The sequence below is a fragment of the Chryseobacterium sp. JAH genome, assembly GCF_001507335.1.
GTDB lineage: Bacteria > Bacteroidota > Bacteroidia > Flavobacteriales > Weeksellaceae > Chryseobacterium.
Genome location: NZ_LMAH01000013.1, coordinates 18,629 through 36,037, shown reverse-complemented (window position 1 = coordinate 36,037; position 17,409 = coordinate 18,629). Strand labels below are relative to the sequence as shown.

12 protein-coding genes are annotated in these 17,409 nt (G+C 32.2%); 2 read left to right on the top strand and 10 right to left on the bottom strand.

What is annotated here, in order from left to right; translation table 11 throughout:
- Positions 1–522: 522 nt before the first annotated feature.
- Entirely contained in the window at positions 523–828 is a 306-nt protein-coding gene (locus tag AR685_RS17810; protein WP_131777655.1) for a hypothetical protein, read from the top strand.
- Positions 829–1,238: 410 nt separating this feature from the next.
- On the opposite strand, the gene AR685_RS17805 is transcribed toward AR685_RS17810, so the two are convergent.
- The 10 genes from AR685_RS17805 to AR685_RS17760 all read right to left on the bottom strand — a co-directional run bounded on the left by AR685_RS17805 (position 1,239) and on the right by AR685_RS17760 (position 14,892).
- The gene (locus AR685_RS17805) at positions 1,239–4,349 is read right to left on the bottom strand and encodes a type I restriction endonuclease subunit R (RefSeq protein WP_059125449.1); all 3,111 of its coding nucleotides are present in this window, start codon (positions 4,347–4,349) and stop codon (positions 1,239–1,241) included.
- A complete protein-coding gene (locus AR685_RS17800; RefSeq protein WP_117584652.1) occupies positions 4,336–5,520 on the bottom strand; it encodes an AAA family ATPase in 1,185 nt (394 codons plus the stop codon). Before AR685_RS17800 ends, AR685_RS17805 begins: the two co-directional genes overlap by 14 nt.
- 9 nt (positions 5,521–5,529) lie before the next feature.
- Positions 5,530–6,732, bottom strand: coding sequence for a restriction endonuclease subunit S (locus AR685_RS17795; RefSeq protein WP_059125448.1), 1,203 nt, complete (start codon positions 6,730–6,732; stop codon positions 5,530–5,532).
- On the bottom strand, positions 6,729–8,276 hold the full coding sequence (locus AR685_RS17790; protein ID WP_059125447.1) for a type I restriction-modification system subunit M: 1,548 nt from the start codon (positions 8,274–8,276) through the stop codon (positions 6,729–6,731). Before AR685_RS17790 ends, AR685_RS17795 begins: the two co-directional genes overlap by 4 nt.
- A gap of 200 nt (positions 8,277–8,476) precedes the next feature.
- Positions 8,477–8,971, bottom strand: a complete 495-nt coding sequence (locus AR685_RS17785) for a hypothetical protein (RefSeq protein ID WP_059125446.1) — start codon at positions 8,969–8,971, stop codon at positions 8,477–8,479.
- A 50-nt stretch (positions 8,972–9,021) separates the two neighbouring features.
- Positions 9,022–9,921 carry a COG2958 family protein gene (locus AR685_RS17780; RefSeq protein ID WP_059125445.1) on the bottom strand — a complete coding sequence of 300 codons (900 nt, stop codon included), beginning with the start codon at positions 9,919–9,921 and terminating at the stop codon, positions 9,022–9,024.
- 128 nt (positions 9,922–10,049) lie between these two features.
- Complete coding sequence (locus tag AR685_RS17775; RefSeq protein ID WP_059125444.1) at positions 10,050–11,510, bottom strand: hypothetical protein; 1,461 nt, start codon at positions 11,508–11,510, stop codon at positions 10,050–10,052.
- Positions 11,511–11,512: 2 nt separating this feature from the next.
- A complete protein-coding gene (locus tag AR685_RS17770; protein WP_228376466.1) occupies positions 11,513–12,550 on the bottom strand; it encodes a hypothetical protein in 1,038 nt (345 codons plus the stop codon).
- Positions 12,551–13,110: 560 nt separating this feature from the next.
- A complete protein-coding gene (locus AR685_RS17765; RefSeq protein WP_131777654.1) occupies positions 13,111–14,391 on the bottom strand; it encodes a DUF3945 domain-containing protein in 1,281 nt (426 codons plus the stop codon).
- Positions 14,392–14,448: 57 nt separating this feature from the next.
- Complete coding sequence (locus AR685_RS17760) at positions 14,449–14,892, bottom strand: RadC family protein (protein ID WP_059125452.1); 444 nt, start codon at positions 14,890–14,892, stop codon at positions 14,449–14,451.
- Between the two features lie 959 nt (positions 14,893–15,851).
- On the opposite strand from AR685_RS17760, the gene AR685_RS17755 reads away from it, so the two are divergent.
- The gene (locus tag AR685_RS17755; RefSeq protein ID WP_059125441.1) at positions 15,852–17,408 is read left to right on the top strand and encodes a T9SS type A sorting domain-containing protein; all 1,557 of its coding nucleotides are present in this window, start codon (positions 15,852–15,854) and stop codon (positions 17,406–17,408) included.
- Position 17,409: the final 1 nt, after the last annotated feature.

Below are 17,409 nucleotides of genomic sequence, written 5' to 3'. Positions count from 1 at the left end.
AGTGCCTTTTGGTTTGAAAAAGGACATGGTGAGGTCTTTGAGCAGTGACCAAAAGACACCGGAAAGCATTAATTAATAAATATGAAAATTTGTCCCGTGTAAGCTTTAAAAGCCGCAATAGGTTGTACCCTCCTATTGTATCGTGCATGATACTATTTTGTAAGCAGGGCTTAGATTTTAATGTAGAAATGAGCGAACAGCATTGAAAAAAAAGACGGCATGGGAAACTCTACAATATCTGCTATTGAGGCACTGGTATACCATACACACAGACAAGAGAGAAAACCCACGCCTAGGTCGTGAGCTTCAATACTTATTGTCTCGTGTGTTAAAAAGTACCAGTTTTCAATAGCGAGATTCTAAGCAATAGCTTCTATTATTCTTTGAAGTATCGCAAAGTTACATTTCGGTAACTTATTTTACAAATATAATAAAAATAATAATGGTATACAAAAGCGTACCGAAAAAAATTACAATTATTTCGTAATTGCGTGTATGTATAAGGAATCTGAAAAAATCATCATGTTAAAGGTAGCAATAACTTTACGACTTTTACTTAATTATAATAAAAGCTATATTGATGTAAATACAGAAAAAGATGACTCAGTTAACAGCTACGAAAAAATTGCTGCAAATTCCAGCGCAGATATCAGAAAAGCTACAGTTACAAATGCTTTTAGTGGTGCAAAAAAATCAACGATGGTTACAATAATGTTAATTGTTGAATCAATGGGTTTTAACATGAGAGATTTTGGTGATCAATATGACAAAATTACCGAAAAAGATATTAAAGAATTTAAAGAGTTTATCAATAAAAATAAATCCTAACGATGTCAGGATTTATTTTTATTTAATGAAACTTTATAATAACACTTGAAATATTTTAACAAACTTATTCTTCTTTTTAACTCATTCTTTTTTATAAAAATATTGATCTTTGACATTATAAATAGAATAAAAATAACTTTTACAGTCTAATATAACGAAGCAAAATCACCTACTTTAAGATTTGCCATTGAATCCCCAACTCCTCCTGAAGTTATAAAATAATAGATTTATAAGTGTGAGATACCTAAATCTTTAGAACAAAACTTTATCTAAACATCCACAACAAAAGATTTGTTGTATGAAAAATACTTTACCGTATACAACTTATAAGTCAAGTAAACAAAATAAAGTTTTCAGATAATTTCTGAAACAGAAACAATTTATAAATATTAGTCAGTTAAATATATTAATTAAACTTCTCCGCCAACATCTTTAAATTTTTCTACAAAAGCACTTATTTTTTGAAAAACACTTTGCTTCTTTGTTAGATATTGTGGATGTAAAGGACTCATTTTAGGTAAAATTGAGTTTAGTTCAGTTCCATTATCACTTGCATATTTACGTTTTAGTGAACTGAATATGTAACGTTTTGCAGCTTCTTCATTTAGTGTTTCTTCTGAAATCAATTCCTTAATTTCTTCATTTTGTTTATCTTGCGCATAAGCATAAAAAGAATCTAAGATGGCAGGTTTGTCTATAATCGTATCTAAATTCGTTTCATTAATATAATCTACCACTAAACTCTCTTTAGCTCTATTTCCAATACTTGTACGAATTAGTCGACGTACTTCTTCAACTAGTTCTACCTTACTTTTTGTTTTTTTATTTTGCTCAAAAATAAGTTCTAAAATGTAATCTAAATTGATCTCTTGAGATTTAAGTAAATCTATTTCAAAAACCACGTCATCCCAATTTATAGTTGATTCTTCCGATTGCTTACCGTCTTTCTCTCTTCTTAGCCAATCGCGAATATCATTATAAGTAGAGCGATAATCCTGTGACGTTCTTTCTGGTAGAACCTCCAAATTTTTCATGAAATCAATTTCATGATCTGATACAAAATTATTCTCTTTAAAATCTTGAACTTCCTCTGGATTATATATGTCTACAGATTGAAATGCCTTTAAATTTGCGAACTCATCGTAATTCTGTAAAATATTTTCCACTCGTAGATATTCGCCAAAAACTTTAGAAAATTCTTTTTTATCTTTTTCCTTAACTATTTCATCTGGATTAGGAAATTTCGTGTTTAACTCATTTACAATTTCAACATAACCTCTACGTGCTTGCCCCGTTACAATATCCGTAAATCCTTCTAAATATTCTTTAAAGCTTTTTTCCAGTACTACATTTTTAGTATTGCTATCACCAAATAAGGTAATCGCTTGTATTGTGGCTTGCTCTAAATCCCTAAAAGTTACAATATTTCCGAATGTTTTAGTCGAATCATATATTCGATTGGTTCGTGAAAAGGCTTGGATTAGTCCATGATACCGTAAGTTTTTGTCAACAAACAAAGTATTTAAAGTAGGAGCATCAAATCCTGTTAGGAACATTCCTACAACTATAATTAAATCTATTTCCTTTTTCTTGACACGATTTGCTAAATCACGGTAGTAGTTTTGAAACTCATTAACCTCAACACCAAAGTTTGTTTTAAATAATGCATTGTAATCATCAATTGCCTTCGTCAAAAACTCCTTTGCTGTACTATCTAAAGCAGTTGGCTCGAATGTTTCATCGACAATATCACCTATGGCACTTTGCTCTTCATTAGCTGCATAAGAAAAAATCGTTGCAATTTTAAGTGGATTATCACTTTCCTTTTGCAGATTATTTAATTCTTCATAATATAATTTAGCTGCATCTACACTACTAACAGCAAACATCGCATTAAAACCTTTATTTCCTATCTGATTTCGGTGGGTTTTAATTCTGAAATTTCGCAAAATATATTTAGATATTTCCTTTATACGAATTGGATGTAAAAATGCTTTTTTATTTTCTGCTGTACTAAGTTTTTTCTCGTCTTGTTCTTGCTCAAAACTTTTAAACTGCGGTCTAACATCATTATAATCTACTTTAAATTTTAAAACCTTTTCATCTCGGATCGCATCGGTAATTACATAAGAATGTAATTGTTTGCCAAAAACCCTTGCTGTATCTTCAGATCCTAATGCGTTATACCCTGCAAAAATGGGTGTACCGGTAAATCCAAATTGATAAAACTTTTTAAATTTCTTTTTTAAGTTTTTTTGAGCCTCACCAAACTGCGAACGATGTGCCTCATCAAAGATGAATACCACTTGTTTGTTGTAAATATCCAAGTTGCTATCTCCCTTCATCAGATTGTTTAATTTCTGAATCGTCGTAACAATAATTTTATTATCCTCTTTCTCAATATTACGTTTAAGTCCCGCTGTACTATCAGATCCATTTACACTATCTGGCGAAAAGCGTTGGTATTCTTTCATGGTTTGGTAGTCTAAATCTTTACGATCAACCACAAAGAATACTTTATCTATAAAATCAATCTGTGTTGCTAAACGTGCCGCTTTAAAACTAGTTAAAGTTTTACCGGAACCGGTGGTATGCCATATATAACCACCACCTTCAGTAGAAGACCATTTTTTCGCATGAAAGGCCCCATTTATCTTCCATAAGATTCGTTCTGTAGCAGCAATTTGATACGGACGCATAATTAATAATGTATTTCCTATATCAAAAACTGAATAGGTAAGAATAACATTAAGCAAAGTTCTTTTCTGAAAAAAAGTAACTGTAAAATCTTTTAAATCTTTAATTAAAGAATTGTCAGCCCTAGCCCAGTTCATAGTAAAGTCAAAACTATTCTTATTCCTCTGCACAGTATTTGCAAAATACCTTGTATCTGTACCATTCGAAATAACAAAAAGCTGTACGAATTTAAATAACGAATTTTCGATATTTAAACTTTCTTTACTGTAACGATGTACCTGATTGAATGCTTCACGAATAGCAACTCCACGTTTTTTTAACTCTACTTGTACTAATGGTAATCCATTCACTAAAATTGTAACATCGTAACGATTGGCAAATGAACCTTTTTGCTCAAATTGAGAAATAACTTGTACTTTATTACGTGTAATATCTATTTTATCTACTATGTAGATATTTTGAATGTGTCCATCATCAAATACAAAATCATAAATATGGTTGTTATGAATTTTATCTGTTTTGGCCACCACATTATCACTTGCATTATTTAGATATTCTTCAAGAAAGCGATCCCACTCTTTATCCGTAAACTCCATACCATTTAACACTTGCAATTGAATACGTGCGTTCGACAACATATCTTTTAATGATGTGATGTTTTTTGGATAATCGTAACCAAGATTTACTAAATCTTGAATAAATTCACTTTCTAAAGCTGCTTCTGTTTGATAACCATTGGAAACTTCATTCAGAATCCGTTGTTTATCGTATTTTTCCAAAACAATAAAATTATTGCTTTCGACTATGGTGTTATACTGTGGCATTATCTAACTGATCTGTTATTGGTTCTACAACATCAATTGGTGTATTCACTAGTTGATTACCGGTGGCTGGTGGTTCAATTTCTTCTTTCCAGTATTTGCTATCAACTAAGTGTTTCAATAAAAATTCAACTATCCCTTTTTCAGCTTCTGATGGCTCAGGAACGACTTCATTGGACAATGTAGAATGACTTGTAAATTGGATAACTCTATTATAATATAATTGTCTATCATTAGGTAATAAAATTTTCCATTCCGGATATCCTAAAAAATTTGCTGTCTTTTCATACAAGTTGCGAAGTAAAATGAAATGATATTTTTCAATAGTCTTATTGTTTATTGCTTCTTCAATGGTACCTTTTAAATGTAAATGATAAGAAAAACTTTTATTAGAATCTCCCTTCTTTTCATTCAAATCGTAACTTCCATCGTCGTTTTTCATTAACATATAACACGCCTTATTACTTAATTCATTAAATAAAACATTATAGAATAAAGGATTATGAGTAGAGATTACAAAATTTAATCCATTAGATTTTTTAATATGTATCGCTAAATTAACAGCTAATTCAATTAAATGGTTGTCATCTAGTGAACTTACAGGATCATCAATAAATACATACTTCAAATCATCAAAATCATGACTAGAACGATCTTCCTTCTCTGTATTTAATAATTCTACAATTTGCTCAATTAAACTATAAAAAACACACCAGATAAAATTACTTTCTTCACCTTTTGATATTTTAACATTTGGAACACTATTATTCCCACCACTTAAATAAGAAAAAGTAATTTCAGAAAAATTTTCATTAAATGATGGTGTAATTTTAGTTGTAGTATGATGCTGGAAATTTGTTATGATATTCCCATCTTGATTCTCATCTTTTAAGAATTTAAGGGCAAGATCAGTAAATCCATTTGGTCGAACTATTAATTTTCTATCCGTATCTGCATCCAAATCATTATCCCAGTAAAATAGATCTTCCGTAAATGCATTGTAATACAATATTTTTACAGAATTGTCACCCTCTTGATTATTCTTTGGTGCTACCAAATCTTTGAACTCTCTTGAAAGACGTGTTTTACCTATACCATTAAAGGCATAAATTAATTGTACTTTTTTATTATTGTCTTTTAAAGTTTGTGCTACCTCAGTTAGTGTTTGACTCATGGTAATTCATTAATTTTCCTTTTGGAATGTTAATAACAAATTTCTATAATATTTAAATTGTGTGTTTCTAAGATCTATTTCATGATTTAGTTCTTTTTTAATACACTTAGATGTTACTTCATACTCATCTAATAATTCTACTACACGATTTTGTTCTTCAATTATCGGAACAGGGATAAGTATCTTCTGTAAGTCATTTACATTTACTCTTCTAACTTTTGTTCCTGTAATATACTTCCTTTTTTGTTTCTGAAACTGTTCTGTTTGAAAATAAAATGACACATACTTTGGATTTAAATTATGACTGTAGAAGCAAGCATCACTACTTACTGCAATATCGTCTTTACCTAACCACGCTACAGCTTTACAAACATCCTCGTCATTTTCACTTGTTGTAGCAATCACTAAATCTCCTTTTTTTGCTTTTCTGGCATTCTTAGCAAATTCAAGGGAAACGAATGATTTAGTTTGAACGGCGAAAGTATCGTAATGTGTGTATACCTGTCCATAATGTATGCAGCCTACACCAGAGTCTGTAAAATCCTTTTTTTGTAGTCCACTTCCTCTCATAAATTTCCCCACATTTTCATCTCCTAAGGGGAAATGAGCCACATCCTTCCCTTTAAATTTGAATAAGGCCTCGCGATAATAGTCATACTGTTGCTTACGTGCATTTATTTCCTGTTCTAAACCAGTAGTTAAGGCTTTATTTTGCTCATTTAAATCATCTAGAATACGAACAATATCTTCCTGTATTTCCAATGACTTTTGAGGGTCATCTGGAAACGGTATTGGAAAAGTTTTAATTGCAAACTTGCTAATCCAGTTTCTTTTGTGATCACCAACCAATTCATCTGGTAAAGAGTTTAACCAGTAATAAAAATATTTAAGTGAAATATTTGATTCATTTTTAGAAATCAAAATTTTCATTGCTGAAGATTTTGCTTTGAAATCAAAATCAACCCACTTATTAGCTGTAGTAAAGTCATCAAAAATTATTACTGGGCTCATTGAAGCTTTGTAAATACAATCGCTCTCATTTGTATAACCTAATATAAATGTTTTTCCAGCTGTTAAAACCGGAGTTTTATAACTTTTGTGATAATTTTTAGTTTTAACCAAATACTTTGTTGGTTGTATATAATCTATATATTCTCCGACTGTTTTCCACTCAACTAGAGTATCTTTCAATAACTCTTTTAGTTTACTCATACTTTCATCTCTTTAATAATGTTAGCAATTGAGTTGCGTAAGTCATCAATTTTATTGACAGTACTATCTATTTGCTTATTTAAATCTTCTATGTTTATTGCTTTGCGTGTATCTTTCGCTTCAACATAAGAACTCACCGATAGGTCAAACTCATTATCTGTGATAATCTTGTTATCTAATGTAATGGCTACATGATCGATATTCTCTTTCATATCAAAGATCTTTATAATTTCCTTAATATGATTTTCCTCCAATTTATTGTTATTAGTTACTTTCTTGAAAAATTCTTCGCCACTAGCATCAATAAATTGTGTTTTTGCATCTGTTTTATGTTTGGACAATACCAAAATATTTACAGCGATAGAAGTTCCATAAAATAAATTAGGAGCTAAAGAAATTACAGATTCCACATAGTTGTTCTCCACCAAATATTTTCTTATTTTCTGTTCTGCGCCTCCACGATAAAAGATACCTGGGAAACAAACAATAGCTGCTCGCCCTGTACCTGATAAATAGCTCAAGGCATGCAATACAAAGGCAAAATCTGCTTTTGACTTTGGTGCTAGAACACCTGCCGGAGCAAAACGCTCGTCGTTAATTAAGGTTGGATCATCTGAACCTTTCCAATTCACGGAATATGGTGGATTTGAGACAATCGCGTCGAACGGTTTATCATCTAAGAAATGGGGATTCGTTAATGTATCACCTAACGCAATATTAAACTTATCGTAGTTGACGTTGTGCAAAAACATGTTCATACGTGCTAAGTTGTATGTCGTATGATTAATTTCTTGCCCAAAGAAACCTTCTTCAATAATATGATTGTCAAAATGTTTTTTAGCCTGTAGCAATAATGAACCTGAACCTGCCGCAGGATCATAAATTTTATTGACTTTTGTTTGTTTATGTAAAGCTAAACGTGCAATTAAATTAGACACTTCTTGCGGTGTAAAAAACTCACCACCTGACTTTCCTGCATTTGCCGCATAGTTGTTGATTAAAATTTCATATGCGTCACCAAAAACATCTATTTGGCTATCTTTGAAGTTACCAAAATTAAATTTATTTATTTCACTTAATAATTTTGCTAAACGATGATTTTTTTCAGCCACAGTATTCCCTAAACGAGAGCTTGTTGTATCGAAATCATCAAATAGCCCTTTTATATCTTGTTCTGATGGATAACCGTTTGCAGAATTTTGTATGGAATCAAAAATTAATTTTAAATCTGTATTTAGATTCGCATTGGAATTAGCTTTACCCGCAACATTTTCAAAAAGTTGTGATGGATAAATAAAATATCCTTTTGTTTTTATAGCGTCAACTATAATCTCGTTTGGAATGTCACCATCTTTGAAATTTGCATAGTCTACACTTTCATCACCGGCTTCGATATATTCAGTAAAATTTTCACTTATAAAACGGTAAAAAAGTGTCCCTAAGACAAATTGTTTAAAATCCCATCCATCAACTGAGCCACGAACTTCGTTGGCAATTTTCCATATTTTAGCCTGTAAATCAGCTCTTTGTGCTGTACTTGTCATTTAATACCTTTTATATTTTTTCAGCGCTTTAGACACTGGTTAATAATTTAAATACTCGAAAAATTATAAATAATAAACCTTTTTTAGGTTGAAAGCTTATTATTGGTAGTTTATTAATATCTACTGATTAATCTTAGATTGCTAGTTTATTAAAATTCACTTATAATTTATAAGGTAAAATCTCAAAAATAACTAACTTCCTATCTGTCAGTAATATTATCTTTACTGAAATAGTCGAATAATTCTCCAGCAATTTTTTGTAATCTTAAACCTTTCCACGGTTTTGGATTATTCAAAGGAGAATTAATAAATACCTTCAAAGGTTTGTCAATTATAATATTATGGAAACTAAACTGTAAATCATCAATTTCTATGAAGGCACAATTATCATCTTTACTTATATAAAAATCAATATTAAATTTTTGTTTATTATCTATTATATTATGAAAAAGTCTTGACATTCTAGCTTTCAACATCTTATATGTAATAAGTGAATCTTTCTCATTGCTAATAAATTCCTTCCTTTTTAACGCTGCATTTATTAAATTCATAGCTACTACTGATTCCACCAAATCTTCATTATTTTGTGGAGTTTCAAATATAATAACTTTTGCAGATTTAACATTTTCTAACGTTATATTTGTAATATGATCATCATCTAATGACAATTTTATAATTTCTTTTAATTTCAACATTACCAATATTATTTTTATAAGCTTACAATTTTTTATGATAAGCTTACTAATCAAAAATTCTCAATTTTATCAACAATATCATATTCTTTCTTATGAATTTTCTTACTCGTTAAATCGATTTTCACGGTTTCAATGAACTCTTTAAAATCATTATTCATTGCCAGCTTATTCATTGTTTCAAAGTCTAAATCCTTTTTGTATTTGGCAGGAAGAATTACTTCTGAAGAATGCGGATCTTCAAGATCAAGTTCAATCACACCAATACCAAATGAAGCTGCCAATCTCGATAATTCATTCATAAAATCTTTATCCTCTGATATTCTGGCAGCAACCAGATAAGATTCATTTGCCCAGGACGAATTTGACACGCACTGAAAAAAGCTTTCTCGTAAGTTTGCAAAGCTTAACTCTCTCTTGATCTCAAATGAATATAAAACAACCGAATTTACCCCAACAGCCCTACTAAAATCATTGATCTCCTGCTTCCAATCTTCCATACGGTAATAGCATCCTACCATATCCGGATGTACCCATTCTCCAAATTCCTTCTTGCTTGAAATATGATGTTTAATAGTTTTGGTATAACAGTTTAAATGATAATAAACGAAGTACGTTAGATATTTGTGAAGATCCTTTTCTAAAAAATCAAATTTCTTTTTCTTCAGGGGCGGAAGATCTTCCGGAATCGTATTTTCATAATCTTCCAATACGCTTGCCATTGATTTCAAGTAAAATCTTTTAGGTCTAGAATCTGTTTTAGCAAAAACTGATTTCGGATGATCTTTACTGTTGACATAGATTTGGGCTCCTAATGTAGACCACGGGGTTTTTCCCTGTGAATTTAATTTTTTATCATAACCTTTTTCAACAGCAAGATTCCAAATCTCAGTTGCTGTCAGTGGTTTCTTTTCTTCTTTTAATATAGATTGAGCGAGTTCTAAGAAGGTCATTGTAAGTTTTTTATTATTTCAGGTTAAAGTTTCGACATTTAGAGATCTTAAGTTCTACATCAGCTGAAAATTAACTTTTGATCAAAGATAATATATCTAGAATTCTAAAGTAGCTTTTACACTATAGATTAGCCAAAAAAATAATAAATAACTGTCGCTAGAGCAATGGTACATAATACACCTATCCACAAATTTGTATACCAATTCAGTTTTGTTTTTATAAAAGCTACATCAGCTTTGTGCTCTTCGTCTTTATTGACAATACGTTCAATATCTTCATCAGTCAATAAGTCGGTATATCTTTTTTTAAAATCCTGATAGCTTTTCTTAAATCGCTCCTCCTGCTGTAACAACTCCATTCTCGAAACAACCATATAAAGCACTGTAACTATTATGAAAACACCAGTTATAAGAGTACTGTAAAAAACAAAATCAGCATTATTCTTAGGGGCTGCAAGTATTTTTGTCACTATCAGTGACGAAAAGAAAGTAACAAGAGCTAAAGCAGATTTTTGAAATCCACCTGCAAAATTATCTGTTATTGTAACTACACGCTTGCCATAATCTATCAACTGATCAGACATTTTATTTCTTACTTCTATATACTGTTTGATATTTTGTTTTTCATAAATTTTAAAGCTGGACTTTAAAGACTCAAACACATTACCATTTAATTCTAATGAAGAATTATCCTTTAAATGAAGAGAAATAATATTGCGGGCTAATCCAATTTTATCAACGATATTACCTCCTGTGTAAATCCACTGATAGATATTGTAGAAATCCTCTAAGTTTTTTGTACTAATATCTTCAATTTTCTCAGTGTGGCTTATTGACTTGTATCCATTAAGTTTATAGTAGAACACATTTTCTGACAGGTCCGTAATATCAAATATGGTAGAAACGACTAGAATTTTAGCAACCCTATCAATATGTTCTTTTAAGCTTGATGTAAAAAATCCATCGCCTTCAAAAATAAAATCTTCTGGCAATACTTTTAGCTTTCCAAAAAATGATGAATGGTTATTTGAAATAATGTTGTTGAAGCGTTTTTCTCTAATTTCAAAATCATCATTTTGTGCAATATAAGAAGCTGATATTAAAATCTTATCACTAATTAAACTTCCTTCAAAATCTCTTAGTACAATATTTATTTTTGAACTGTGATCAAAAAAATTACTAGAAAAAAAGCTTGCTAACCCATAGGTGTCAAATGCCTGAAGATAAGTATAAAAGCAATCTTTGGAATAAAAGTAAAAATAGTTTTCATCAATAGTTTTATATATATTTATTTTTACATTAATAACCTCACCTATTTCATGACCGGAAACTAATATCTTAACATTTTCAAGATCTGAAGTGAAATCAGAATCTTTTCGGATTGCAATAGCTTCTCCTTCATCAACCGAAAAAAAAATATCACACTTATCTAAAGGTCTTACCCTATAAAAAAAATATTTAAAATTTTCTTCCTTTGGCAAAGTGATATTTGTAAACTCATACAACAATTCCAAACTTTTAAAATTTTCATTTTCAGCAATAATAGCTGAAGGTGTACCGAATAATTTTATAAAATCCTTATAGCCCATAATCAAGATTTCTTAAATTCATCGTATCCCTTGGATGTTTTAATAAATATTCCTTTCTCCTGATTACCATTCATCACGCCCTCTATAGTTCCAGAATGAACTTCCCCTTTGAGCACAAGATCGATATTTTCTTCAAGTTTTATTGTTGATTTAATCTTAGCTGTTATTGCCTTCCTAACCAAGCTAAATCTCATATCAAAATTTTGTTTTCTTGGCAATTCTCTAATGGTATCTTTAAACTTATTGATATCCAAACCCTCCATTTCAGGAGCATATCTATTAAAACATTTTTCAATATAATCCTCAATATCAAACTCTTCATTTGACCGAAAATAATGAATAGTTGTACTTCTTAAATTCCAATAATCAGAATTAGATTCTTTTTTAATCTTAATAAGCACTTTGGAGTCAATCATAGTAAAGGCTCTCCTTGTATTTTCCTCATCATCATATTTCTTCGATAATTCTAAAAAGCCCTCCCACCAGTATTTGGGAATGGTATCGTTGATATCATTTATTAAAATATCTGTTATGTTATGGGTTTCATCAAAAACAATTTGTGCAGATTTAAAGATTTTCTTCTTGATAGGAAATCCATCTTGTTGTGTAAATGTTGTTCTTTCAATAAAAGATAAAGTCTCAGCTTTACAAATGATAATTTTTTCAGTGTCACGATCAGTTATATGAGAAATAATTAATAGACCTTCATGTAATTGCTTTCCCAGTTTTGCAATTTGCTCTTGGGCACCAATTTCAATTCTTAACAATCTTTCAGCAATAATTTGAACTTGATCAAACTCCAAACTTTCATCTATAACATCGTTTATTATGCCTATCACCTCAGTATGTTCACTATCCACTATAAACTGACGCCCATCCTGAGTTGAGACTTCGTGAACAATTCCCTGAACAAATCGCAGATAATCAACATCACTGTCTGAGACCTCTAATTTTGAAAGTACATTTTTATCCAGATCCAAAATAAAAGCTGACGTATTATGAATCTGAAGATCACGTTCTGGAAAAGCACCTTCCTGCATGTTACTATTATTTGCCATATTAATTGAGAGTATATTAGAGATATAATTTTAAAAAAAGTATTTTCAAAATTATATTTCATAGGTTATTTGTTTATGGCTTAAATATATAAATAAAATCTATCTGATGATTATGGAAACCCGTAATTAGTAATTCTTTGCCTGAAATACTTAAAAAAGATAAATGAAAAGTTAGCAGGCAATAAACATCTTTAAAACTTATCTGTTGTAACTTACGCTTTTTATTCTAGCTAAAAATCTTTCTAAAGATTTTAATTTAGCTACTGCAATATAATTTCTAAAATTGTCGCTACCTTTTTTCAAAACATAACTAAGATAAGCCAGGCAATGGTTTAGAAATAGGGTTGCTCCATTTTCCACAAAAATGCGTTTCCGACCATAGGAAGGAATTGCATTTTTGCCGCCCGATTTTTCTTCAGCCTTACCGTTTTAAAACATAAACAAAATAACCCGCAAAGTCAATTGACCTTGCAGGTTATAAAAATAATTTCTAATTTACTTATTGCCTCTTTTCAGTTCCCCAAAACAATATCACGACTCTCCTATTTATTCTTCGGATTCTTAAACGAAAAAACAATTCTCCCTATCGACTTATCAAAACTCATAAATCCCTGATAGTTATTACCTTTTCTACTCTCCAACCCTTCGATATAAGCAATCTCCCCCGCCTTTAACTTATCCATCTGCCATTGTCGAAGCTTAATACCTCTGAAATGTGAAGGAACTTCCCTTTCAGAATGATGTACTTCACTAAAACCAGCACTTCTAAACTTATTATCAAACATAATCTCCACCCATTGCCTATCTGCATTGAACTGCACCGTTGCAGAAAAAAGCTTTCCTTTCTTCGACAACATATTTTCAATAAGCAAAGGTTTCCCATCACGAAGCACCTGTTTCTGTTCCAAATCCAATCTTACACCGCAAAGCACATCAGCAATCCGTACAAATTCCATCCTTAAAGAAATCGGCTCGTTGGTCAGCCTATCCAAACTTATCAGTGAAGGAATGACCTCGCCTGTCACCGTATCGATAAGATCCACCACTCTACCCATATTCCCCGAAGTCAAAAGATTAACCCTATCCTCTTTTGTAAACTTATGACCCTTAAACTTCTTTCTGAAATCCACCCTCTTACAAACCTGATGCACCTTTACAATCAATTCTCCATCATTATCAATCCGCAACTGCAACCGTGCATCAATCTGACCTACTGTTTCCCCATCATTAAAAAATATCGCAATCAGCATCGGTGTTTTATAGCCTTTTAGCAGAGATTCCAACACACCAATTTCTTCCAACTTTTCCCTCTCAAGACCTAATTCAGCCATCGTGTCCCACGGAACATCTTCAATCTGATAGCGGTACTGAGAACGATTATTATTGATTGGTGCCTCATTAATTAAACCACTATTCAAAACAGAAGAATTCTTATCAACATACTTTTGATTTCTGGCAGTATCTACAGCCTCAATAGAAACTTCATACGCTGTCAAATCCTGTCTTTCAGCATCCGATGATTTATCAATATACTTCTGTAAACCTTTCGCTGTTTCATTCGCCTCAAATTCCCTCACTTTAAAAAATGAGTATTCTAAGGGATCTTTGAGCTGATGATAAAAATCTGCGTAGAAGTCCGTAAAAGAATTCTCCGAAGAATCGATCCGCATGACCATATCCACTTTGTTGCGGTCAGGCTGAACGTCTATGAGATTTCCGGATGGATTGACCGCTTGTACAATTCCGACAGAATTGTTACTGTGACGAAGTACCAATAAAGTACTGATTTCTGAAACTGCTGTATGATTTCCGATGTTATTCATGATGATGATTTTATTAGTTATTTTAATTGTTGTTGTTTTTAACACACCCAGTATTATTTAAATTATCCCCTCATCCGCAAAAGAAAAATGCGAATCCGACGTCAATATCACATGATCCAGCAACGTCATACTCATAATTTTTGCCGCCTCTTTGATTTGTGCGGTCATTTTAATATCACAACCAGAAGGTTTCAGATTTCCCGAAGGATGATTATGAGCGACAATCATTCCTGAAGCATTACAAAGGAGTGCCGCCTGCATAACAATCCGAACATCTACCAAATTCGAAGAAATTCCGCATTCCGATATTTTTTTAATTCCCAAAACCTTGTTTGCCTGATTCAGGTACAGCGCGAAGAAAGATTCCCTGTAATCCATTTCCTCCGCATCAAAATTCGCCCTGAAAACATCCACCGCATCCACAGATGACGATATAAACCTTTCACAATTTCCTTTTCTTGAATAGCTCAATTTAATTTCGTTCACAATATTGAATTTCATATTTCCTGCTCCGAGTACGGCGGAGACTTTTTTTTCCCGCACTTGCATTTAAAAAACCTTTAGGATTTTGTTATTTGCAGATTGAAGGAAACTTTGACCTTTTTCTATTCTTACTTCATCATTCCATCGGAAGAACTGATCTGTGAATAAATTTTATCGATTGATTAATTATAAGATCAGATAAGCTTATTGATATCCAAAGAATCATAAGGATCAAAATTTCAATGAACTGCATTTGCATCTTGTGAGGTTTCTGACTTTTTCTATGCAGGTAACCATTCAGGCAGGCACAAGGAAAACTGCAATCAATTCCTTGAAAGCAATAAAAAAGAACATTGATAAAGCCTGAAATATTTTTGCGGAGGGTTTGTAATCCCTGATTACGGATACCCAAAAAGATTTTTTTCCGCAGAGACAACGGAATATATTTGCTATAGAAAATCGGATGACCTCAGAAGCAATGTTGAACAGTGAATTTGCCTGATAATATATTCATATAAATAATATCTAATGAAGGTGTGAATGTTGATTTAAAATCAATACTCATTGCCAGTTATTTAGTTTTAAGTACTAACAGAGATGACACAGCTGATCAATTTTCTCTATGTTTATCTACCCTCTTCCTTTTTTTACAATTCTTCGATATGCTAAACTGATGTTGGAAAACCGACTTTACCCTTTTCATCTTCTATTTGTAAACAAACATCTTTTACCAAAAATTTCTACAGAGATTTAGCGGATCTATTTTTATAGCCCGATTAGATAATTAACACCTAGTCTCTGTGATAAATTTGAGCTGATAGTTATGAAATCTAAATGCAGGAGATTAAAACACGTCAAGTTTTGTCGCAATACCATTTTAGCTTTGCAGTATAAATTACAAAATGATCAAATTTGTATCAAACAATTGTGATATGTGTTAAAAAAAGTTAAATTCGCAAAAAATTAATAACCAAATAATGAAAAAACTTTACATGAGTGCATTCCTTATATGCACAACTGCTGTACTGTATGCTCAGGATGTGGTATGGCAGAAAGACATTAAATCCTCTACACAGGATTTCCTCTCTCAGGTCACTACAACCATCGATCAACAATATCTCATTACAGGAAGCTCGATCCAATCTAAAAAGATCACTTCCGAAAACAAACAAAACAACGGCTACGATTTTCACTTGGTAAAACTCAACCAGCAGGGTGAGGAAGTCTGGGAAAAGTATTTTTCAGGACAGAATCATGATTTTTTATCAGCAACGGTTTCCACACAGGAAGGAGGATTCCTGCTAGCCGGAACATCTTATTCAGCAAAAGGTTTAGATAAAAAAGAAGCTTCCAAAGGAGGATCAGATATCTGGCTGATCAGGATCAATGAATTCGGTGATGAGCTATGGCAAAAAACTTTGGGATCGGCTCAGGATGAAGAAGCAAGAGCAGTGATTCAAACTACAGACTTAGGATTTTTTGTAGCGGGAAATGTTACAACTCTTCGACAGACTCAGGATTCAAAAGGTTACGGTTCAAAAGATGTGATCATTTCAAAACTAGATAAAAACGGAAAAGAAGTTTCACAACTGGTTGTAGGCGGAAAAGGTCTTGATGAAGTGGAGAAAATGATTCCCACTTTAGACGGAGGTGCCCTATTGGGAATCTACTCAAGAAGTACTGCCGGCGGATCAAAGAAAACAGAGAATTTCGGTGAAGGAGATTACTGGATCATCAAACTCAGTAAAGACGGAAAAGTAGAATGGGAAAAAAACTACGGCGGTAAAGCAGATGACCACATCAAAACGTTGGCTCTGACTTCTACGGGATATATTATCGGAGGAAGCTCAAGATCCGAAAGGTCAGGAAATAAAACCACAGGTATTGAAGAAGGCACTGATATTTGGTTGATCTCTTTAAACGACAGGGGCGAAGAAATCTGGCAGAAATCTTACAACTTTAAGAACAGGGATGTTCTGATGGGCATGAACGTGATAAAAACCGGAGACGATAAAAGCTCAAAAGGAATTTTATTGGGAGGTTATACTCAGGCAGAGGGAAGAATTGAAGCAGATGATGAAACCTTCTGGATGCTGTATCTGAATCAAGATGGCAACGAGCAGTGGAGAAAGCATGTGAAAGGAGAATCCAGAAAGAAGGAAGAGAGACTAGCTGATATTAAGTTGAACAGAGACGGCTCGATTATTCTGGCAGGAACCAGTGCAGAGGAATTGGGAAAAGAAAACTGGAAGATCGTTAAGTTGGGAGACAAGCAATTGGATCAGCTGATTGAAAAACAAGATATCAAGATTTATCCGAATCCTGTTTCCGATTACTGTTATGTAGAGATAGGATTTGAATTCAAGGACGCTGATATCACGCTATACGATATGGGAGGCAGGCAGCTTCAAACATTGAAAACCAAGAATAAAGTAACAAAAATCAATACTCAGAGTCTGATTCAGGGAGCTTATCTGGTGACTATAAAAACGGATACTAATAAAACGGCTAATGCTAAAATAATTAAAAAATAAA

What these genes read in the sequence shown, in the direction of transcription:
- AR685_RS17755 (WP_059125441.1), top strand. Translation starts at nt 15,852, where the DNA reads ATGAAAAAACTTTACATGAGTGCATTCCTTATATGCACAACTGCTGTA.
- AR685_RS17790 (WP_059125447.1), bottom strand. Translation starts at nt 8,276, where the DNA reads ATGACAAGTACAGCACAAAGAGCTGATTTACAGGCTAAAATATGGAAA.
- AR685_RS17780 (WP_059125445.1), bottom strand. Translation starts at nt 9,921, where the DNA reads ATGACCTTCTTAGAACTCGCTCAATCTATATTAAAAGAAGAAAAGAAA.
- AR685_RS17800 (WP_117584652.1), bottom strand. Translation starts at nt 5,520, where the DNA reads ATGAGTCAAACACTAACTGAGGTAGCACAAACTTTAAAAGACAATAAT.
- AR685_RS17770 (WP_228376466.1), bottom strand. Translation starts at nt 12,550, where the DNA reads ATGCAGGAAGGTGCTTTTCCAGAACGTGATCTTCAGATTCATAATACG.
- AR685_RS17810 (WP_131777655.1), top strand. Translation starts at nt 523, where the DNA reads ATGTTAAAGGTAGCAATAACTTTACGACTTTTACTTAATTATAATAAA.
- AR685_RS17785 (WP_059125446.1), bottom strand. Translation starts at nt 8,971, where the DNA reads ATGTTGAAATTAAAAGAAATTATAAAATTGTCATTAGATGATGATCAT.
- AR685_RS17805 (WP_059125449.1), bottom strand. Translation starts at nt 4,349, where the DNA reads ATGCCACAGTATAACACCATAGTCGAAAGCAATAATTTTATTGTTTTG.
- AR685_RS17795 (WP_059125448.1), bottom strand. Translation starts at nt 6,732, where the DNA reads ATGAGTAAACTAAAAGAGTTATTGAAAGATACTCTAGTTGAGTGGAAA.
- AR685_RS17775 (WP_059125444.1), bottom strand. Translation starts at nt 11,510, where the DNA reads ATGGGCTATAAGGATTTTATAAAATTATTCGGTACACCTTCAGCTATT.
- AR685_RS17765 (WP_131777654.1), bottom strand. Translation starts at nt 14,391, where the DNA reads ATGAATAACATCGGAAATCATACAGCAGTTTCAGAAATCAGTACTTTA.
- AR685_RS17760 (WP_059125452.1), bottom strand. Translation starts at nt 14,892, where the DNA reads ATGAAATTCAATATTGTGAACGAAATTAAATTGAGCTATTCAAGAAAA.